The organism is Chromobacterium sp. FG89, assembly GCF_057808735.1.
The window spans coordinates 90,604-110,953 of the sequence record NZ_JBMDIQ010000007.1 but is presented as its reverse complement, the minus strand read 5'-3'; the positions used below and the strand labels follow the sequence as shown (position 1 = coordinate 110,953).

Sequence of the window (20,350 nt, the reverse complement as noted above, 5' to 3'; positions counted from 1 at the left end):
TGTACATACGGTACATGAGCATTTCGAATCCGGTTTCAACGCCGTATCGCCGACGCGCAGCAGATCGTAAACAGGTTCTCAGATCCCCAGCGTCGCGCCGCCGTCCACGTACAGATTGTGCAGCGTAATGTGGCGCGCCTGATCCGACAGCAGGAACAGCGCGGCATTGGCCACATCCTGCGGCGCGGCGATGCGTTGCAGCGGGATGCCGGTGCGGTACTGCTCCAGCGAGCCTTGCAGGATGGCCGGCGGGATGGCGTCGTCGCTCCACAACTGGCGCTGCATCGCGGTGTCGGTGGAGCCGGGCGACACGATGTTGCAACGCACGCCGAACTCGGCCAGCTCCAGGCCCAGGCATTTGCTGAACTGGGTGGTGGCGGCTTTGGACGCGGCGTAGGCCGCCATCTGGGTGCGCGGCACTTCGGCGGCGTTGGAGCCCACGGTGACGATGCCGCCCCGGCGGCGCGCCTGCATGCGCCGCGCCACCGCGCGGCTGAGGAAGAACACGCCGTGAGTGTTGACCGCGAAACTTTGCAGCCAGTCCTCGTCGCTGAGCTGTTCCACCGTGCCCAGGCGCAGCACGCCGGCGACATTGGCCAGCATGTCGATGGCGCCGATCTCGTCCTCGATGCGGGCCACCGCCTGTTCCACCGCCGCGCCGTCGCGGATGTCCAGCGGCAGCGGGATGATGCGGCCGTCGGCGTGGGCCGGCGCGTGGAGCGCCAGCTGCTGCAGGCCGTCGGCGCGCAGGTCCAGCGCCGCCACGCGGCAGCCCTGGTCCGCCAGCGAGCGCGCCAGCGCCGCGCCTATGCCCTGGGCCGCGCCGCTGACCACGGCCAGCCGGCCGTGGAATTCCGGGTAGCTGGCGCTCATGCGGCGGCCCCGTCCAGCTGGCGCGCCAGCAGCGCCTGCCAGGCGTTGACGGTGGGTTGTTGCGCCAGTTCGATGAAGTCGATTTCCGCGCCCAGCGCGCGCCATTGTTCCAGCAAGCTCATCAGGCGGATGGAGTCCAGGCCCCAGTCCAGCAGATTGTCGTCCAGGCCGATGTCGCTGGCCGGCTGTTGCAGCAGTTCGGCGATGGCGGCGCGCAGCGCTTCCGCGCTGGGCGCGGCGCTGGCCGGTGCGGCCTGCTGGTCCAGCTGGCCCAGCAGACGCTGGCTGTCCAGGGTCACGCCGCAGCGCTGGGCCACGTATTCCAGCGCCATCGCGTGGCGGTCGGCGGAGAAGTCGGCCAGGCCGTCGGCGACGAAGAAGGGCTGGATGTCGTACATGAAGGCGTCCAGCGCGGTGCTCATGCAGCCGATGTGGGCGTAGATGCCGCAGATGATCAGCTGGTCGCGGCCTTGCTGGCGCAGCAGGTTGAGGAAGGGCGAGCGCTGGAAGGCGCTGTAGCGCCACTTGGTCAGCACGGTGTCGTCGGCGGCCGGGCTCAGGCTGGCGACGATGGGGTGGCGTTCCGGGCGCGCCGGCAGGCCGGGGCCCCACATATCGTTGAGCAGGCCGCGGTCGCTGTCGGCCTGTTCCGCCGGCTGGGCGGTGTAGAACACCGGAATGTTCAGCGCGCGGCAGCGCGCGCGGATGGCGGCGATATTGCGCAGCGCGGTGGCCACCGGCTCGGCCTCGCGGTCATAGAAATCCAGGAAGTATTCCTGCATGTCGTGGATCAGCAGCGCGGCGCGCTGCGGCGCCACCGTCCAGTTGACGCGGTTGTCCGGCAGTTGCGACGGGATGGCGTAGGGGGCGATGCGGGGAATGCTCATGCTTGTGACCTTTGGGTGGACTGCGCGGCCAGTTTCTGTTCCAGCATCTGGCGCAGGGTTTTCTTGCTGACCTTGCCGACGCTGGTTTGCGGCAGGGTGTCGACCAGCTCCAGCCGGTCCGGAATCTTGTAGGCGGCGAGGCCGCGCTCGCGCAGGAAGGCGGCCACCTGGGGCAGGCGGATCGCCTGTTGCTCGCGCGGGATGATGAAGGCGCAGGAGCGCTCGCCCAGATAGGGGTCGCTCATCGCCACGATGGCGACGTCGCGCACCAGCGGGTGGGCCAGCAGGTGGTTTTCCACTTCCTCGGCGGAGATTTTCTCGCCGCCGCGGTTGATCTGGTCCTTGGCGCGGCCTTCCACCGTCAGATAGCCGTCGGCGTTCATGCTGACCAGGTCGCCGGTGCGGTAGAAGCCGTCGGCGGTGAAGGCGCGCTGATTGTGGTCGGCGGCGCGCCAGTAGCCGCGGATGGTGTAGGGGCCGCGCGTCAGCAGGTGGCCGACTTCGCCCGGCGCCACCGGCTGGTCCTCGTCGTCGACGATGCGCACTTCGTCGTCGGCGCTGATCGGCCGGCCTTGTGTGTTCAGCACCTGCTCCGGGCCGTCGTCCAGCCGGGTGTAGTTGACCAGGCCTTCGGCCATGCCGAAGACCTGCTGCAGCTTGCAGCCGAGCGCGGGCTCGACGCGGGCGGCGAGCTCGGGGCCGAACTTGGCGCCGCCCACTTGCAGCAGGCGCAGGCTGGCGAGCTTGCCCGGCTGCTTGGCGGCGGCGTCCAGCCACAGCGGCACCAGCGGCGGCACCAGGGCTGCGATGGTGACGGCCTCGGTCTCGATCAGCTCGAAGGATTCGTCGACGCTGGGGCCGGAGGCCAGCACCACGGTGCCGCCGGCGTGGAAGACGCCGAAGCTGCCGGGCGAGCTCATCGGGAAGTTGTGGCCGGCCGGCAGCACGCACAGATAGACGCTGTCGCGGCTCAGGCCGCAGATTTCGGCGCTGGCGGCGAAGCTGTACAGATAGTCGTCATGGGTGCGCGGAATCAGCTTGGGCACGCCGGTGCTGCCGCCGGAGAGCTGGAAGAAGGCCAGGCCGCTGGGGTCCGGCTCCGCCGGCAAGGGCTGGTCCATCAGGTAGAGGCTGTTGAGCGGGGTGTAGTCGCCGGCGTCGCCAGCCACGATCACCTGCTGCAGCGAGGGCGCCAGCGGCAGCAGCTCGGCCGCCAGCGCGCGGTAGTCGAAGCCGGCGTGCTGATCGGCGCAGATATAGACCGCGGCGTCGGTGTGCTGGCAGAAGTAGGACACTTCGGCGCGGCGGTGCGCCGGCAAAGCGAATACCGGCAGCATGCCGAGGCGGAACAGCGCGAAGGCGACGATGAAGAACTCGGCGCAATTGGGCAGCTGCACCACGGCACGCTGGCCGGGACGCAGGCCGCGGGCGTACAGACCGGCGGCCAGGCGCTCGGCGTAGAGCTTGAGCTCGCGGTAGTTCAGCCGCTGCTTGCCGGCCACCAGCGCCAGCTTTTCCGGCTGTTGCTCGGCCTGGGCCGCCAGCATGGAAAACAGGGTCTGGCCTTGCCAATAGCCGGCCTCGCGGTAGCGGCGGGCGAAATCTTCAGGCCACGGCGTCCAGTCCAGTTGTTGCTCGCTCATGCCGCCTCCGCCAGGTCGGCCAGGCCCATTGCGCGCAGCATGGTGCGGAATTTGGCCGCGGTTTCGGCCAATTCGCTTTCCGGCAGCGAGCCGGTGACGATGCCGGCGCCGGCGAACAGGCGCAGCGTGCGTTCGGCGATTTCGGCGCAGCGGATGGTGACCGCCCATTCGCCGTCGCCCTTGCCGTCGCACCAGCCCACCATGCCGGTGAAGAAGCCGCGGTCGAAGGGTTCGATCTCGCGGATCAGGCTGCGCGCCGGGTCCGCCGGGAAACCGCACACCGCCGGGGTGGGGTGCAGCGCGCGCGCCAGTTCGAAGGAGCCCACCGCCGGATCGATCAGCTCGCCGCTGATGCGGGTGGACAGATGCCACATGGTGGCGGTGGAGACCAGGGACGGGCCGGCCGGCACTTGCAGATCGCGGCAGTACGGCGCCAGCGCCTCGACTACGGCGTCGATCACCAGCTTGTGCTCGAACAAGTCCTTGCCGGACTCCAGCAGCGCGTCGGCGCGGCGGCGGTCTTCCGCCGGGTCCGGGCTGCGCGCGGCGGAGCCGGCCAGCGGATTGGTGATCACTTGCCGGCCGTAGCGCGCCAGCAGCAGTTCCGGGCTGGCGCCCATCAGCGCGCGGCGCGGCGCGCCGTCTTCGCTCAGCTGCACGGCGAAGGTGTAGCCGTGCTGGTTCTGGCTGGCCAGATTGAGCAGCAATTGACGCTGGTCTATGGCCTGCTTGGCGGAAAGCTCTAAGGTGCGCGACAGCACCACCTTGTCCAGCGCGCCGCTGCCGATGCGGGCCAGCGCGTCGCTGACGCCCTGGCAGTAAGCGGCCGGCGCCGGCTGCGGCGTCAATTGGCAATCGGCTTGCAAGGGCTGGCGCAGGGCGCTGCGCTGTTCCTGACGCAGCGCGTCGGCGCGGCGCACTTGTTGCGGCACGAACAACCACGGCTGTTGTTCCGGCATGAAGGGGATGGCGCCGACGACCACGGCCTGAGCCGGGTCCGGCTGGGCGGCCAGCGCGGCGGCGATGGCGGCGCTGGGATCGGTGTCGGTGATCACTTGCTGGATGCCTTCGGCCAGCAGGGTGTGGCATGGCGAGGCGAAGAAGAAGGCGGAATCGGCCTGGTAGGCGGCCAACAGGTTGTGTTCGCCGCTATAGGCTGGGTCGAGTGAGGTTTGGTTCATCGCTATTCCTGAGTCCACTGGGTAGGTGGGGGATGGCTCGTCTGAGCGTCGAGGGCGAATATAAATGATAATCGTTATCCATTGCAATACGGTGATATTGCGTACAGATGATATTGATTCCACATTTTTGCTCTAGGACTTCGTGGAGGCGCAGGTCCGGATTTGGCGGCGCCGTCTCATGTTGACGTCATCTAAAAGGCGCGCCAGAGGCCGTTCTCAGCTACTTTTTGGCATGCTGCGCAAGGGCGGGAGGCGGTGTCTCATGCCGAGGGATTGGACTAATTTTGGTAAAAACGCAATTGACAATCATTCTCAATAAAAATATCGTAGCCGCCAATTGAACCGCTTGCATGGCAGGCGCAGGATGGAGAACGACAATGTATTTTGAAGGCAGCGACAGCATGGACGGTGTTCCCGATAGTGCGCAGGCGGCGGAGCCGATGGGCTTGCTGCGCTTGCCCTCGCCGCGGGAACTGATGGCCGACGCGATGGCGGACGACAGGGCGCGGGAGACGGTGGCGCGCGGCCGCCGCCTGACTCAGGCCGCGATAGCCGGGGCGGGGACGCGCCGCCTGCTGTTGCTGCGTTTGCCGCTGCCGGCCTTGCTGGAGCAGGCTGAACAGCTGAGCGCCTGGCTGTCGCGGGAGGCGGGCTGGAGCGTGTTGGCCCAGCCGCTTGCCGTCGCGACGACGGGGCGCGGACGGCAAGCGCTGTTGGAGCAAAGAAAGATTTATCTGCAATGCCTGGTCGCGGGCGTTCCCTTGGCGCATGTCTTGATTCAGCCCAATGAGATGGCGTATCTGAGCGATCTGGTCAGCGCGGTGTTGCTGCCGCCCACCGTGATCGAGAGTCAGATTCATCGGGAGCTGGCTTCGGCGCTGCCATGCCCGGTATTGCTGGAGCCCGGCGACGCGGACAAGCTGCAGATCGCTCGCGACGCGCGCCAGGCGGTGGCGGCCAGCCATCGTTTCCCGATGCTGCTGAACGAGGGGCGGGTGGGCCTGGTGGAAAGCGCCGGCAATCCGGACGGCGCGGTGTTGCTGGGCGCGGGCATGGCGGCCGGCGGCGCGCCGCATTTGCTGGCCTTCGACGACGCGCCGGAGCGCGCGGAAGACTGGGCGCCGGCTTGCGGCGGCCTGACGCTGACCGCGTCCAGCGTGGCGGCGGCGCAGCGGCGATTCCAGCGCTGGCAGGCGTCCGAGCTGTTGGCCACGGCCGACTGAGCCGGTTTTAACGCACGCTGCTCACGCAATCCCGCCCGCTGCCCTTGGCGTGGTACAGCGCTTCGTCGGCGCGCGCGTAGCAGCTGGCGATGTCGTCGTCGGGCCGCAGCTCGGTCAGCCCGATCGAGCAGGTGTAGCCCAGCTCGGGCTTGGCCGCCAGGGGGCGGTCCAGCCGCGCGGCGGCGAGAATCCGTTCACAGCATTGCTCGGCCTCCAGCAGCGAGGTTTGCGGCAGCAGCAGCATGAATTCCTCGCCGCCCAAGCGGCCGAAGCCGTCTCTTTGCCGCAGCTGAGCGCGCACGGTCTGGACGAAGCCGCAGATGACGTGGTCGCCGGCCGGATGGCCCTCCAGGTCGTTGATGCGCTTGAAGTGGTCGAGATCGAGAATGGCGAGACAGGACGGCGCCGCGTGTTGAAGCCGCTGCTGCAACAGCAGTTGCAATAACTGCATCAGATGGGTGCGGTTGCTGATGCCGGTCATCGGGTCGGTCTGGGCGGCGCGCACGGCCACGTCGCGGGCCTGGCGCAGTTCGCGCTTGTCGGCGCGCAGTTCTGTGATATCGCTGGCCTGGCACAGCATCCAGCCGTCCGCGCTCATGGTTTCCGTCATCCACATCCAGCGGCCGTCGCATAGATCGGCCTCGAAAGCGCGGTAAGGCAGTTTGCCGCGGCGCGAACAGGCGGAGCGCAGCCAGGCTTCGATATCGTCGGTTTCTATCCGCGAGCCTTGCTTCTGCCGGTAGTTTCGTCGCATGAGTTCCGCCCAACTCAGGTGTTCTTCTTGGGACAGGAAGAAGCTTTGGCGAAAGGCGGTGTTGGCGTAGCGCAGCATGTCTTGCGGGTCGAACAGCGCGATCAGGACCGCGCTGTCGTCCAGCAAGGCAAGCAGGGTGGTGCAGAGGGGGTCCGTCATGGCGGTGGGCTACTCAAGCGTGTTTCAGTGAGTATCGTACCCGGCGGCCATGCTTGCCAAGGCGCATGCCGCGCGTCACAGCATGGCGAAGGCCGCCATGCCGACCAGCGCGCCGGTCGTGCCCAGTATGGTCTCCATCAGCGACCAGGTTTTCAGCGTCTGAGCCTCGTCGGCGCCGGTGAATTTGCCGAACAGCCAGAAGCCGGAGTCGTTGACGTGGCTGAGCACGATGGAGCCGCCGGCGATGCAGATGGACAGCGCCGCCAGCTGCGCGCCGGACAAGCCCATGGTTTCGATGGCCGGCAGCACCAGGCCCACCGTGGTCAGGCAGGCGACGGTGGCCGAGCCCTGTATGACCCTGACCGCGGCCGCCAGCGCGAAGCAGGCGACGGCGATGGGCAGGCCGGCGCCGATCAGCGCGTTGCCCAGCGCCGGCCCCACGCCCGAATCCACCAGCACCTGCTTGAACACGCCGCCGGCGCCGGTCACCAATAGGATGATGCCGGCCGGTTGCAGCGCGGCGTTGCAGACGCGCATGACCTGTTCCGCGTCCATGCCGCGGCGGATCGCCAGGCCGTAGATGGCGATCAGGCAGGCGGCCAGGATGGCGCTGAACGGGTGGCCGATGAACTGCAGCCAGTGGTAGACGGCCGAGCCCGGCGCGGCCAGATGGCTGCCCAGGGTCTTGCAGGCCACCATGACCAGTGGGAACAGCACCAGCGTCAGGCTGAAGGCGAAGGAGGGCATGCGGCCGCGGTCCAGAGCCGGCTCGCTGATGTCGTCCGGCAGCGCCAGGCTGACGTGCCGGCTGATGAAGCTGCCGAACAGCGGTCCGGCCAGCAGCATGCCGGGAATCGCTGCCGCCAGCCCGATCAGAATCATCCAGCCGAAGTCGGCCTGCATCTGCGAAGCCAGCAGCATGGGCGTGGGGCCGGGCAAGAGGAAGGCCGCCGCCGCGGCCACGCCGGCGAACAGCGGCACCGCCAGCTTGACCACATTGCCGCCGGTGCGGCGCGCCACCGCGAACACCACGCCGATCAACAGCACGATGGCGACGTCGAAGAACAGCGGCAACGCGCAGACCAGGCCGGCCACGCCCAGCGCGTAATGCGCGCGCCGTTCGCCGAAGCGGCTCAGCAGCCGGTCGGCGATCTGATCGAGCGCGCCGGTTTCGTGCAGGATCTTGCCGAACATGGCGCCCAAGGCCACCACCACGGCGAGGAAACCCAGCGTGCCGGCCATGCCTTTTTGCATGGTGTCGGCGATTTTCTCCACGGGCATGCCGGAGGCCACGCCGGCGCCGATCGAGACCAGCATCAGCGCGATGAAGGCGTGCAGGCGCGCCTTCATCACCAGCAACAACAACAGAGCGACCGAGCCCAGCGCGGTCAATACCAGGGTTGCGATGGACATGTCAGCGCTCCTGGCGGGACTGGATCAGGCGCAGCGCGCCGGCGACGACGCTGTCCAGCTCGGGGCGGATGTCCAGGGCGTGGACGTCGGTCTCGTCCGGTCCCGGCTCTTCCAGCGCGGCGAATTGAGAGGCCAGCATATCGGCCTTCTGGAAATGGCCTTGCCGGGCTTGAAGCCGTTGCAGGATCAAGTCGAAATCGCCTTTCAAGTAGAGGAAGGACAGCTGGGGATTGCCGGCGCGCAACTGATCGCGGTATTGCCGTTTCAGCGCGGAGCAGACGATGATGGACAGCGCGTTGCTGCGTTGCATGGCGTAGGCGGCGTCGCTGAGCGCGGCAAGCCAGGGCAGCCTATCGGCGTCGTCCAGCGGCGTTCCGGCGGCCATTTTGTCGATATTGGCGCGCGGATGCAGGAAATCGCCGTCCAGCACGGCGCATGTCAGGTGTTGGGCCAGCCTCGCGGCGAGCGCCGATTTGCCGCAGCCGGAGACGCCCATCAGCACGTAAACCTGATGTGGTGTGGAATTCATGAAGCCACTCCAATGAGTTGTCGCTTTCGTTTGAAGGCGGATCGTGATTGTTACCGGTAACATCATGCCGATGACAATATGTCGGCTTTGCGGCGAGCAGGCAAGCGTTTTGAGCGCCGGGCTTGATCCGGAACCGGCGTCATCGCTTGAGGGCTTGATTGCTAAGGGATTTTACGGGGAGGCCGGTGTCGTATTCCGGCACCGGCTTAGACGCTGCCGCCCAGGCTCAGGGTATAGCCCAGGTCCACGACCGGATCGGCGTAACGCTGGCCGTGGATGCGGCCGAGCAGGCGTTGCGCCGCCAGCCGGCCTATCGCTTCGCGCGGCGTGACCACGCTGGCCAGCCGCGGGTGCAGCGCGGCGCCGATGTCCAGCGCGTTGAAGCCGGCGACGGCGATGCGCTCCGGCACCGCCAGGCCCATGGCCTGGGCCTCCAGCAGCGCGCCGGCGGCGATGTCGTCGTTGGTGCAGAACACGCCGTCCAGATCCGGCGCGGAGGCCATGGCCTGGCGCAGCATTTCGCCGCCAAGCTGAAAGCTGGAATGTTGTTCGGTCTGGATCTCCAGCGGGATCAGCCCGGCCTGCTCCATCGCCGCCCGGTAGCCGGCGGCGCGCAAGCGGGTGCGGCGGTCGAGGCGGGCGGCCAGATAGGCGATGCGCCGCTTGCCGCGCGCGATCATGGCCCGGGTCATGTCCTCGGCGGCGGCCTGATGGTCCAGGCCCACGGCCAGGTCTATGGGCTGGGTCGGCAGCTCCATCACTTCCACCACCGGGATGGCCGCCACCTGCAGCATGCGTAAAGTGCGTTCGGAGTGAACGGTTTCGCACAGGATCAGCCCGTCCACCTGAAAGGACAGCAGCTGCTCCACCTGCCGGGTTTCCTGTTCGATGTCGTAGCAGTAATGGCCGTAAAGCGTGTGGTAGCCGGCCTCGCGGGTCATGGCTTCGACGCCGTGCACCAGGCTGGAGAACACCTGATTGGACATGGACGGCAAGAGCACGCCGATGGCGCGGCTTTTGGCGCGGGCCAGCAGGTCCGGCACCCGGTTGGGGATATAGCCCAGTTGCTCCATCGCGCCGGCGATGCGCTGTCCGGTGGCGTCCGACACCAGGCTGGCGTTGCGCAGATAACGGCTGACCGTCATCTTGGAAGTGCCTACCCGGTCGGCGATGTCCTGCAGCGACGGACGGCGCGGCTTATCGCTCATGACGCGGGCCCGGCAAGGCGGAAGCGACGGCTTCCGGGGATAGGGCGAACGGCGCGAAACGGTTCATGCGGGCATCGGGCTCCCATGGCGGCGTGGTGAGGCTAGGCAAGCCGCGATTGTAGACCGATTTTCGTCAAATGAGCTATGGCCAGTGGATGGCCGTGGCGGCGGCGCCGAGTTTTTTGGCATAAAACCGCGTTTCGGCGCCGGCGCGGCGCCTTAATCGTCCGGCAAACCCAGCAGGCGGCGCAGATTGTTGATTACCTGCTGGCGTTTGGCCTGTTCTTGCAGGTAATCGCGTTCGGCGGCGGCGACGTCGGCCGCGCAGTGCGGACAACAGGTCTCGTCGGGGTGGATGTATTGCTGGCACTGCCGGCACAGCGCCAGCTTGGCCGGCGGCCGGCCTTCGCGCGGCGCGGTCTTGCCCTTGTTTTTCCAAGTCAGCGCGATCACCTGGCCGCTGCGGCTGATGCGGCCGACTTCCTGGCCGCTGGCGATGTCCTCGGTGATCAGGTCGAAACGCCCGACGGCGAAGGAGGCCGGCGCGGCGTCCTGCAGTTTGACGATGCGCTCGCGCAGGCCCTGTTTTTCCAGTTCCAGCGCGCGGTAATGGCAGTAGGGATTGTTGCCGGGCTTGCCCAGCAGCGAGTGGGAGGTCCAGGTGCAGCCGCCGCGGCAGACGTCGTTGTAGTAGCAGCCGCGGCAATAACCCCATAAATCGTCCACTGAGCGCAGCCGGCCGAAATGGATGCCCTCGCTGTGGTGCCAGATGTCGTCCAGGCTCATGTCGCGCACATTGCCGCCGGAAAAGCCGACGGTGGCCAGCGAGGGACAGCCCTTGACGGTGCCGTCCGCCTCCAGCGCCAGCACGGTCTGACCGGCGGCGCAGCCGCTCCAGTGCACCCGCTCGTCGCCGAAGCCGCGCCACAGCCGCTCGTAAGGGCCGTAGTAGCCGATATTGTTGCCCACGTTCATCAACAGGCCGCGTTCCACCCCCTCGCGGTAAAGCCGCGCCAGCAAGGGCATCAGCTCCAGCAATTGGTAGGGCTGCAGCAAGAGTTCGTCGTTGTCCACCGCATTGCCCATCGCCACCGTCAGCTGGATCTGCCAGTGGGTGGCGCCCAGCTCGATGATCTGATCCATCAGCGCCGGCAAGTCCGGCATGGTGGCCGCGCCGATCTGGGTGTTGACGCTGACGGCGAGGCCGGAGGCCTTGGCGCGGCGCAGGGCGTCCACCGCCTTGTCGAAAGCGCCCGGCACATTGCGCACCTTGTCGTGCAGGGGCGCGAGGCCGTCCAGCGACACGCCGACGCCGTTGAGGCCGGCGTCTATCGCCTGTTGCAGCCGGGCGGGGTTCAGATTGCGGCCGCCGGTCTGAATCGCGCAATACATGCCGTGGCCGCGGATGGCGCGGATCAGCTGGGTCCAGTCCTTGCGCAGATAGGCCTCGCCGCCGATCAAGGTGATTTCGCGGGTGCCCAGCGCCGCCAGCGCGTCTATCACTTCCAGGCATTCGGCGGTGGACAGCTCGTTGGGGCGGCGGTGGCCGGCGCGGGAGCCGCAGTGCAGGCATTTCAGATCGCAGGCCAGGGTGATTTCCCAAACCACGTGCACCGGGACGTAGCGCTTGAAGTCTTCGTCGTCCAGATAGCGTGCCGGGCGGACGGCGGGGCTGTCGTCTAGCATGGGCGGGTCCTTGAGAGAGGGCGAGGAGCGCCCGGCGGGCGCTCCTGGGCTTTGAACAAGCGCGGATGAGGCGGGGCGGTTTAGTGCCTGCCTTCGAGGCGGGCGATTTCAGCATGCAGCTGCTTCAGCGCGGCCTCGATATTGTCGTGCTGCTTCAGCTGCTCTTCCGCCTGGCCGGCCAAGGACTTCATCTGCGTCAGATTGCTGCTGACGCGCGATTGTTGCAGCGCGGCGGCGTACAGCGGGATGGGGTGCGGATAGGGCTTGCTGCCGGCGCGCGGCTCCGGGTGCACGGCCGGCGCTTCGGTGACGATGGCGTGCGCGACGGTGTGCCAGGCTTCCTGGTAGAAGAAGCGATAGCTGGCGTGGCCGTCCTGCCAGTCCTGATCGAGGATGCCTTGCAGATGGAAGGTTTCGGCGATCTGGCTATTGGGCGAACTGGGGCTGCCGTCCAGCGACAGCACGATGTGATGCTCGGCCGACGGGTCCAGCTTGGCCTGGCTGTAATGGCCCCAGACATTGGCCTGGAACTGCAGCGGCGGGCTGACGCTCTGGGTGATGCTGGCGTGGCCGCTGATCTTTTTCTGCGGCGTGTCGACCAGCAAGTCCAGGGTCAGGACCGGCGCGCCCAGCACCGGTTGGGAAATGAGGTAACGGACATGGAACAATCCTGTTGCTGACATGGAGCACTCCTTGACGAATGGGAAGGTATCGGCGCGAGCGCCTGCTTATTTGCGGTCCAGCTTGGTGATTTCCGCCTTCAGCGCATCCAGTTCCTTGCGCAGTTGCGGCTGGGCGTCCAGCTGCTGTTTGGCGTAAGCGGCCAGGGTTTTCATATGGGCCAGGTCGCCGCTGGCGATGGCGCTTTGGATCGGCACGCCGTACAGGGCCATGATGGGCGGATTGGGCAGGATCACCGGGCCGGGTTCCAGCGGCAGCGGGAAATAGCGGGATTTCAGTTCCGGGTTCAGCTTGGCCGGCACATTGTCCACTTCCACCCATGTGGAGCCGTCGAGATAGCTGTAATTGGCGATGCCCTTTTTCCAGTCGTGGCTGAGCACCAGGTGCAATTTGAAGTTGGTGGTGTTGCCGTTGTGGCCTTGGGCGGAGATCAGGATGCGGCCCTCGCTGGTCGGCACCACGCCCAGGTAGGCGTATTGGCCGTGAACATGGGAGTGCAGGTTCAGCGGCGGGTGGAGGCTTTGGTTGACGACGTGGGCGCTGCCGGTCACCGAGTGGGTGGGGGGCGCCACCAGCAGGTTCAAGAGCAGCGTCGGCGCGCCCGCCAGATCGTTGCCGATGAGGTAGCTGACGGGGAACAATCCGATTTCAGTCTGAGTATTGCCTGACATAAGACCTCCAAAACTAAAGGTGAGGGATGCCTCGGGCTGCGCGGCGCTCAGCGCCGTTCCAGACGAGTGATTTCCAGCTTCAATTGCTCAATGGCGGCGTGCAGATCGCCGTATTGGTGCAGATGCTGCTCGCCTTGCTCCAGCAAGGTTTTCATCTGCGCCAGGTTGCCTTCGGCGATCGCCTGATGAATGGCGACGCCATAAGGCAGCGTTTGATGCGTGGGAAGATGGCTCATGGTGTTCACTTCCTTGCGCTGAATGATTTGAGGTGGACGCACGGCCAGGGACGACCGGGCGCGGTAGCGGCTGCCGGCCGCGCGGCAGTGCTTATCGGTGTAGCAGTTGGGATGGGGGGCGTGCTGGCCTAAATGGCGGTTTTTATGAAAAACAAATACTTAAGTGGAAATGCTGAGTCGTGCAGAATGGCGCTGGGAGCCGGTCTTGGAAAGTGAAATGCTCATGCGGCGCATGAGCATTTCGAAGCGGTGGCCGCGCCTCGCTGCGCGCGGCGGATCGTCAACAGCTTCTCAAAAGCGGGAGGACGCCCGGGCCAGATAGAACCACTCCTGGCCGCTAGGGCTGCGGGGGTTGGGGAAGACGATGCGGCCGTCGTCCAGCGCCGTTACCGGGCTGGCGTCGGCGCGCCAGCCTATCAGCTCGCCTCGGCTCACCGGGTCGAAGCTGGTCCAGTCGCGGGCGAAGCGGTCTCCGTCGTCGAGCTTGTCCACCACCTCGTACAGGCTGAGCGCCTCCAAGGGGCCGGCCGCGGGCGGCGGCGCGTCCAACATGCCCAGATGAGCCAAGGTGTTGACGATGGCCTGGTAGGCGATGCTCGGCGCGGCCGGGTCGTCGTGCTGGCCGCACTCCAGCGTCAGCGCCCAGCCGCCTTGTTGGCGCATGTACTCGGTGGTGCCGACGCCGTAGCGGACGTCGCCGTCCGGGGCCTTGCCGCGTCGGCTCACGCCCAGCGCGTAAGTGGCGAGCCAGCCGTCCACCGCGCGGGCCACGCCCAGCCTTTGCGCCAGCGCTTCTTCTTGCGCGGCCAGGGCGAAGGGCTCCAGCTCGCCGGCGTTGTCGCGCGGCCCCAGGAACACGAAAGCCTGGCCCTGGGACTGGAAGGAATGCAAGTCCAGCAAAACCTCGTGCTCCGCCAGCAGCGGACATAGCCAGTTGGCGACATGGTCTTCGTAATCGCGCGGCGCGTCGCTGGGGGCGAGATGGCGGTTCAGATTGCGCTCGCCGCCGCGCTGGCCCAACTGAAAGGCCAGCGGATTGCTCACCGGAACCAGGGTCAGCCGGCCGGCGCGCAAGGTCAGCGCGCCTTGTTCCAGCTCCGCCATCAGCCGGCGGACGGCGAGCGTGCCGCAGCCCTCGTTGCCGTGCACGGCGGCGGTGACGATCAGGCGGGGGCCGGCCCGTAAGCCCTGATAACGGTGGCTGACGAAATAGGGCGGCCAGCTTGGGTTTATTTGAGCCATACGTCCTCGAAGTCGAAAGAGCCGTTGGGATTCATCACGAAACCCTGCACATTGTTGCGCAGCGGAATGTAAATGCGGGAATGGGCCATGGTGATCCAGGGGCGCTCGTATTTGAAAATCTCCTGGGCTTTCAAATAGTACTGGGCGCGTTGCTTCTGCTCGGTGGCCTGCCGGCCCAGCAGCAGCAGCTTGTCGAACTCGGGGTTGCAAAAGCGCTGGCCGCCCTTGCTGACGCTGCAGGACAGCGAGTTCCACAGGAAATCGTCCGGGTCGCCGGAGTTGCTGGTCAGGCCGGACATATAGACATCGTGTTCGCCGGCGGCGGCGCGTTTCAGGTATTCGCCCCATTCGTAGGATCGAATATTGGCCTTGACGCCTATCCTGGCCCAGTCCTGCTGGATCATCTGCGCCATCAGCTTGCCGTTGGGGTTGGTCGGTCTTTGCACCGGCAGCGCCCACAGATCGAGGGCGAAGCCGTTGGGGTAGCCGGCCTGGGCCAGCAGCGCCTTGGCCTTGGCCGGGTTGTATTCATTGCGGGTTTTGGGGTTCCAGCTCCAGGTGGACGGCGGGTAGGGGTTGACCGCCTGGGTGGCGCCGCCCTTGGGGAACATCGCCTTGAACAGGGCGTCGCGGTTGATGGCGATGTCCAGCGCCACGCGCACTTCGCGCTTGGCGAATTGCGACCGTTTCAGATTGTAGGCCAGATAGGAGATGTTGCTGGCGCCGGTGGCGGCGATCTTGATGTTCTTGTCGGCGTTCAAGGTGTCCAGATCGGCCTCGCGCACCGCCGCGGCCACCTGGCATTCATTGGCTTTCAGTTTCTGGATGCGCACTTGAGGATCGGTGACGATGGCGAAAATCAGGCTGCGGGTTTTCTGCGGCGCGCCCCAGTACTGGGGGTTGGCCTCGTAGCGCACGGTCGAGTCCTTGGCGTAGCTCTTGAAGCGGTAGGGGCCGGTGCCTATGGGCTGCAGATTGATCTGCGCGGGCTTGCCGGCCTGCAGCAACTGCTGGGCGTACTCCGCCGACTGCATGCCGGCGAAGCCCATCGCGAAGAAGGTCAGGAAGGTGGCGTTGCGTTCCTTCAGCCGGATCTTGACGGTGTTCGGGTCCAGCTTTTGCACCGAGTCTATCAGCTTGACCAGGCCGTAGCCGTCCGGGCCGGTCAGCGGGGTCTTGAACGCCTGGTTGAACGGCAGCTCCGGCCGGATCCAGCGGTTGACGGTGAAAACCACGTCGTCGGCGGAGAAGTCGCGGCTGGGCTTGAAGTAATCGGTTTGATGGAATTTGACGCCGCGGCGCAGCTTGAAAGTGTATTCCAGTCCGTCCGCCGACACGCTCCAGCTTTCCGCCAGCCCAGGGCGCAGCGCCACGCCGCCGCGTTTGAATTCGGTCAGACCCTGAAAGACGGGCTTGACGATGTTGTAGGTGGAGGCGGTGTCCCACATCGCCGGGTCGAAGCCTTCCGGCGCGGCTTCCGCGCAAAAGACCAGGGGCTTGGCGGCCAGCGCGGCGGCGGGCAAAGCGCCGGCCAGCAACAGGGAAAGGGAGAGGATCGATTTTGTCATTTACGCTATCCTGAGTTCTTGTTCGCGGCAGGCGAATTGTCCGTCATCTACCGCTGTCGGTCCAAGGTCTTGGCGATTGGTTCCCGGCGTCGGGGTTTGATGGACTTTGCGAGGGGGCGGAATGGACGAAGCGAGGGTGCTGATCGTGGGCGCCGGCGTGATTGGACTGTGCAGCGCGTGGCGGCTGGCGCGGGCGGGCTGGCCGGTCACGGTGCTGGAACGGCGCGGCGAGGCGGCGGCCGGCGCCAGCCACGCCAACGGTGGCCAGCTAAGCTACAGCTATGTGGCGCCGCTGGCCGACGCCGGGGTGCCGGCCAAGGCGCTGGCCTGGCTGCTGAGCGCGGACGCGCCGATGCGTTTGCGCCCGCGTTGGGACGCGGCCCAGTGGAAATGGCTGTGGCGCTTCTACCGCGCCTGCAACCGCGAGGCCAACCGCGCCGGCAGCGCCCAATTGTGGCGTTTGGCGCAAAGCAGCCGCCAGCAGTTGGACGCACTGCGCGCGGAAGGCCTGGACGGTTTCGCCTGGCGGCGCAACGGCAAGCTGGTGCTGTACCGCGGCGCCGCGGCGCTGGAGCATGCGCGACAGGGCGTGGCGGCCTTGAGCGAGCTGGGCGCGCGCCAGCGCTTGCTGGACGCGGACGCCTGCCGCGCGCTGGAGCCGGCCTTGGCCGGCTTGAGCGGGCCGCTGGCCGGCGGGGTGCATACCCCGGACGAGGAGGTGGCGGATTGCCGGCTGTTCTGCCTGGCCATGCAGCGAAGAATGCGCGACGAGGGTCTGGACGTAGAGTTCCGCTTCGGCGAGGAGGTCGTAGGCTTCGAACTGGCCCAGGGGCGGGTGCGGCAAGTTTGGCTGCCTGGAGGCGCTCTGCCTTGCTGCCATCTGGTGCTGGCCGCCGGCGTCGGCGGCGCGGGGCTGGCGCGCAAACTGGGCCTGCGGCTGCCGCTCTACCCGCTGAAGGGCTATAGCCTGGACATGCCGGCGGGTGAGGGTTTGCCCGCGCTCAGCGTCACCGATTTCGAGCGCAAGATCTTGTACGCGCCGATAGGCGGCCGTCTGCGGGTGGCGGCGGCGGCGGACCTGGTTGGCTATGACGAAAGCCCGGACCCGCGGCGCGTGGCCGGCTTGCGCCGGCAAGTGATGCGAGATTGGCCGCGGGCGGGCCGCCTGGAACAGGCGGCGGAATGGGCCGGCTTGAGGCCGGCCACGCCGGACGGGGTGCCCTTGATAGGCCGCGCGCCCGGCGGACCGGCCAATCTGTGGCTGAATCTGGGACACGGCGCCTTGGGTTTCACCTTGGCCCTGGGCAGTGCCGAGCGGCTGGCGCGGGAGATGGCGGGGGAGTGAGGGCCGGGGGATGGACGAGGGAAGCGAGGCGAGCATGAAAGCGGTGATCGGGATGGAGGACTTGGCGGCGCATCCGGAATACCTGTCGATAGCGGACATCGACGGGGTGAGACTGGACCTGCGCTATGCCTGCGCCAACAATTTCGTGGGGCGAAACCTTTACGGCGAGGCGGCGCCGGCCTTATTGCACCGCCGCGCGGCCGAAGGCCTGGCCATGGCCGCGCGCGAGCTGCGCCGGCTGCGTCCCGGCTTTCATTTGCTGGTTTTCGACGCGCTGAGGCCGGGGCGGGTGCAGCGGGTGCTGTGGGACATCGTCAAGGACACGCCGCAGCGCATCTACGTCGCCGACCCGGCGCGCGGTTCGATCCACAGCTTCGGCATGGCGGTGGACCTGAGCGTGGAGGATGCCGACGGGGACGAGCTGGACATGGGCACCGGTTTCGACGACTTCACCGAACGGGCGCAGCCGCAGCGCGAGGCGGAGCTGCTGCGGACTGGCAGGCTGAGCGAGGCGCAAGTGGCCAACCGTCAGCTGTTGCGCCATTGCATGAGCCAGGCCGGCTTTAACGGCATCGCCACCGAGTGGTGGCACTTCGAGGCGGCGGATCGCGACTGGGTGCGCGCGCATATGCTGCTGATCGAGTGAGCCGGCCGCCGTCGCCGGCTGGCGCTAATGCCGCCGGGCCGGCGGCTTTATGCCCGGCAGGCATTTAGCAAACCGCGGATTTTCAGGCAATATGGCCGTTGGCCTTATCCTTGGCGCCTGTTCATGCTCCCGCGAGGCAAGGCGAGACAAGGCCTTGCGGCTGGGAATGCGGAGTGTGCGCACGGCGCATGAGCCTCTCGAAGCAGTATTCGCCGCGCCAGGTCTCATGACGCGCAGCCGATCGTGAACAAATTCTTAGAAGCACCCGCAGAGAAACATCAATGGCATCCGACAATACCGAACAAGCCTGTTGGCACCCGGAAACCCAGGCAATCCGCGGCGGCCGCGAAATCAGCGATTATCGCGAGCACAGCCAAAGCCTGCATCTGACTTCCAGCTTCACCTACGATTCGGCGGAACAGGCTGCGGCCATGTTCCTGGGCGAACTGGACGGCTACACCTATTCCCGCTTCACCAACCCCACCGTCGCGGCCTTTCAGCAGCGGCTGGCGCTGATGGAGGGCGGCGAGCGCGCCATCGCCACCGCCACCGGCATGGCGGCGATCCAGGCCATCATGATGAGCTTGCTCAAGGCCGGCGATCACATCCTGTCCTCGCAAAGCCTGTTCGGTTCCACCACCAATCTGTTTGCCGGCCTATTGGCCAAGTTCGGCGTGGAAACCACCTTTGTCGACGCCACCGACCTGCAAGCCTGGCGCGACGCGGCGCGGCCCAATACCCGTTTGTTGTTTCTGGAGACGCCGTCCAATCCGCTGACGGAAATCGCCGACATCGCCGCCATCGCGGCTATTGCCCATCAGCATGAGGCCCTGCTGGTGGTGGACAACAGCTTCTGTTCCCCGGCCTTGCAGCAGCCGCTGAAACTGGGCGCGGACCTGGTGATGCACTCCGCCACCAAATACCTGGACGGCCATGGCCGGGTGATGGGCGGCGCGGTGGTGGGCAGCGACGCGCTGATCGAGCAGATCTACCTGCACGTGCGCACCGCCGGCCCCACCTTGGCGCCGTTCAACGCCTGGGCTTTGCTCTCCGGCATGGAAACCCTGCATCTGCGGATGGAAAAGCACAGCGCCAACGCGCTGGAGTTGGCGCGCTGGCTGGAAGCGCAGCCGGCGGTGGAGCGGGTGTTTTATCCAGGGCTGGCCAGCCATCCGCAATATGAACTGGCCTTGCGTCAGCAAACCGGCGGCGGCGCGGTGGTGTCCTTCGTGGTCAAGGGGGGCAGGGCCGAGGCCTGGCGCGTGGTGGACCGGGTCCAGCTGATTTCCCGCACCGCCAATCTGGGCGACGTCAAGTCCACCATTACGCATCCCGCGTCCACCACCCACGCCCGCATCACGCCGGAAGCCAGGTCCAAGGCCGGCATCGTCGAAGGCCTGTTGCGGGTGGCGGTGGGCCTGGAGCATGTCGAGGATCTGAAGCGGGATTTGGCGCGCGGCCTTGACTAAACGCTTTCAACATGTGTTTCATTCAAACGGCAGTCTAAAATACGGACTGCCGCTTTTGTTGCCGCCCTGAGAGTTTGGCCCGAGCGCCGTCGAGACATGTCTTGACATTCGTCAAATTAAAACGTAAGTTTGAAACGCTTGTTCGAAAGCTGAAATGAGCAAGACCATAAAACCAGCAAATACAAAAAAGGCACTGGAGAACATGGAAGCAAGCCGCCCCGATACCGCCACCCGCATTCTGGACGTTGCAGAACGCTTGTTTGTGGAGCACGGTTTCGAAGCGACCTCGCTGCGCATGATCACCCAGCAAGCCGAGGTAAACCTGGCCGCGGTGAATTACCACTTCGGCTCCAAGGACGCGTTGTTCGAGTCCGTGTTCATGCGCAGACTGGCCCCGCTGATAGCGGACTGCCTGGCGGAACTGGACAAGCTGGAGGCGGAGGCCTCGGAGGAGAAACTGTCGGTGGAAGGCTTGGTGCTGTCGTTCATACGGCCCTGCCTGTCGCTGTCCAAGGACCCGTCGCGCGGCGGGGCGATGTTCGTGCGCCTGTTGTCGCGCACCTTGGTGGAGAACCACCGCCTGTTGCGCGAAACCATCTCCCAGCAGTACAGCGTGTTTGTCCAGCGTTACAGTCGCGCGTTTCAGCGCGCCTTGCCCTTGCTGGACACGGAGCAGTTGGCCTGGAGAATGCATCTTGCGTTCAGCGTCATGTTCAATGCCTTCGCCGGCAACGATGTGCTGAAGATCTTCACTCGCAGTCAGATCGTCAGCGCGCGGGATCCGGACATGATCGTCAAATACCTCGTGCCCTTTGTCATGGCTGGCCTGGTCGCGCCCATGGAAGGCTGATTCCGGAGCGCAGGGCAGGACGCGTCGACCAAGGCCGCGTCCCTTGCTGTTGCCGCCGGAATGGAAGGGTCAACACGAGGGTAAAA

General features: G+C 66.3%; 19 protein-coding genes. 5 read left to right on the top strand and 14 right to left on the bottom strand.

Going from position 1 to position 20,350, the window contains the following annotated elements; translation table 11 throughout:
• Positions 1-78: 78 nt before the first annotated feature.
• The 4 genes from ACODRW_RS09205 to dhbC are packed head-to-tail and all read right to left on the bottom strand — an operon-like array spanning position 79 to position 4,584.
• Entirely contained in the window at positions 79-873 is a 795-nt protein-coding gene (locus ACODRW_RS09205; RefSeq protein ID WP_107798851.1) for a 2,3-dihydro-2,3-dihydroxybenzoate dehydrogenase, read from the bottom strand.
• Positions 870-1,760 carry an isochorismatase family protein gene (locus ACODRW_RS09200; RefSeq protein ID WP_488905597.1) on the bottom strand — a complete coding sequence of 297 codons (891 nt, stop codon included), beginning with the start codon at positions 1,758-1,760 and terminating at the stop codon, positions 870-872. The genes ACODRW_RS09205 and ACODRW_RS09200 overlap by 4 nt, the downstream gene beginning before the upstream one ends.
• Positions 1,757-3,403, bottom strand: coding sequence for a (2,3-dihydroxybenzoyl)adenylate synthase (locus ACODRW_RS09195; protein WP_235088450.1), 1,647 nt, complete (start codon positions 3,401-3,403; stop codon positions 1,757-1,759). The genes ACODRW_RS09200 and ACODRW_RS09195 overlap by 4 nt, the downstream gene beginning before the upstream one ends.
• Positions 3,400-4,584 carry an isochorismate synthase DhbC gene (gene dhbC / locus ACODRW_RS09190; protein WP_166451738.1) on the bottom strand — a complete coding sequence of 395 codons (1,185 nt, stop codon included), beginning with the start codon at positions 4,582-4,584 and terminating at the stop codon, positions 3,400-3,402. The genes ACODRW_RS09195 and dhbC overlap by 4 nt, the downstream gene beginning before the upstream one ends.
• Positions 4,585-4,961: 377 nt before the next feature.
• Here dhbC and ACODRW_RS09185 point away from each other — a divergent pair, with 377 nt between their 5' ends.
• On the top strand, positions 4,962-5,807 hold the full coding sequence (locus ACODRW_RS09185; RefSeq protein ID WP_488905596.1) for a hypothetical protein: 846 nt from the start codon (positions 4,962-4,964) through the stop codon (positions 5,805-5,807).
• A 7-nt stretch (positions 5,808-5,814) separates the two neighbouring features.
• On the opposite strand, the gene ACODRW_RS09180 is transcribed toward ACODRW_RS09185, so the two are convergent.
• The 10 genes from ACODRW_RS09180 to ACODRW_RS09135 form a co-directional block, all read right to left on the bottom strand.
• The gene (locus tag ACODRW_RS09180; protein ID WP_488905595.1) at positions 5,815-6,720 is read right to left on the bottom strand and encodes a GGDEF domain-containing protein; all 906 of its coding nucleotides are present in this window, start codon (positions 6,718-6,720) and stop codon (positions 5,815-5,817) included.
• Positions 6,721-6,795: 75 nt separating this feature from the next.
• Positions 6,796-8,133, bottom strand: coding sequence for a gluconate transporter (gene gntU / locus ACODRW_RS09175; RefSeq protein ID WP_253313630.1), 1,338 nt, complete (start codon positions 8,131-8,133; stop codon positions 6,796-6,798).
• Position 8,134: 1 nt separating this feature from the next.
• The gene (gene gntK / locus ACODRW_RS09170) at positions 8,135-8,662 is read right to left on the bottom strand and encodes a gluconokinase (RefSeq protein ID WP_488905594.1); all 528 of its coding nucleotides are present in this window, start codon (positions 8,660-8,662) and stop codon (positions 8,135-8,137) included.
• 206 nt (positions 8,663-8,868) lie between these two features.
• The gene (locus ACODRW_RS09165; protein WP_107798859.1) at positions 8,869-9,870 is read right to left on the bottom strand and encodes a substrate-binding domain-containing protein; all 1,002 of its coding nucleotides are present in this window, start codon (positions 9,868-9,870) and stop codon (positions 8,869-8,871) included.
• 219 nt (positions 9,871-10,089) lie between these two features.
• On the bottom strand, positions 10,090-11,556 hold the full coding sequence (locus tag ACODRW_RS09160; RefSeq protein WP_488877024.1) for a GDL motif peptide-associated radical SAM/SPASM maturase: 1,467 nt from the start codon (positions 11,554-11,556) through the stop codon (positions 10,090-10,092).
• An 80-nt stretch (positions 11,557-11,636) separates the two neighbouring features.
• The gene (locus tag ACODRW_RS09155; protein ID WP_488905593.1) at positions 11,637-12,239 is read right to left on the bottom strand and encodes a DUF1842 domain-containing protein; all 603 of its coding nucleotides are present in this window, start codon (positions 12,237-12,239) and stop codon (positions 11,637-11,639) included.
• Between the two features lie 45 nt (positions 12,240-12,284).
• A complete protein-coding gene (locus ACODRW_RS09150; RefSeq protein ID WP_107798862.1) occupies positions 12,285-12,908 on the bottom strand; it encodes a DUF1842 domain-containing protein in 624 nt (207 codons plus the stop codon).
• Between the two features lie 47 nt (positions 12,909-12,955).
• The gene (locus ACODRW_RS09145; RefSeq protein WP_107798863.1) at positions 12,956-13,144 is read right to left on the bottom strand and encodes a DUF1843 domain-containing protein; all 189 of its coding nucleotides are present in this window, start codon (positions 13,142-13,144) and stop codon (positions 12,956-12,958) included.
• A 291-nt stretch (positions 13,145-13,435) separates the two neighbouring features.
• Positions 13,436-14,386 carry a M14 family metallopeptidase gene (locus ACODRW_RS09140; RefSeq protein ID WP_488905592.1) on the bottom strand — a complete coding sequence of 317 codons (951 nt, stop codon included), beginning with the start codon at positions 14,384-14,386 and terminating at the stop codon, positions 13,436-13,438.
• Entirely contained in the window at positions 14,374-15,954 is a 1,581-nt protein-coding gene (locus ACODRW_RS09135; RefSeq protein WP_488905591.1) for an ABC transporter substrate-binding protein, read from the bottom strand. The genes ACODRW_RS09140 and ACODRW_RS09135 overlap by 13 nt, the downstream gene beginning before the upstream one ends.
• 121 nt (positions 15,955-16,075) lie before the next feature.
• Between ACODRW_RS09135 and ACODRW_RS09130 the strand changes: the two genes are divergently transcribed.
• From ACODRW_RS09130 to ACODRW_RS09115, 4 genes are all read left to right on the top strand, one after another.
• The gene (locus ACODRW_RS09130) at positions 16,076-17,299 is read left to right on the top strand and encodes a D-amino acid dehydrogenase (protein WP_488905590.1); all 1,224 of its coding nucleotides are present in this window, start codon (positions 16,076-16,078) and stop codon (positions 17,297-17,299) included.
• A 34-nt stretch (positions 17,300-17,333) separates the two neighbouring features.
• The gene (locus ACODRW_RS09125) at positions 17,334-17,945 is read left to right on the top strand and encodes a M15 family metallopeptidase (RefSeq protein WP_486637285.1); all 612 of its coding nucleotides are present in this window, start codon (positions 17,334-17,336) and stop codon (positions 17,943-17,945) included.
• Positions 17,946-18,226: 281 nt separating this feature from the next.
• Positions 18,227-19,414, top strand: coding sequence for an O-succinylhomoserine sulfhydrylase (locus ACODRW_RS09120; protein WP_488905589.1), 1,188 nt, complete (start codon positions 18,227-18,229; stop codon positions 19,412-19,414).
• 202 nt (positions 19,415-19,616) lie between these two features.
• A complete protein-coding gene (locus tag ACODRW_RS09115; RefSeq protein ID WP_019102939.1) occupies positions 19,617-20,264 on the top strand; it encodes a TetR/AcrR family transcriptional regulator in 648 nt (215 codons plus the stop codon).
• Positions 20,265-20,350: the final 86 nt, after the last annotated feature.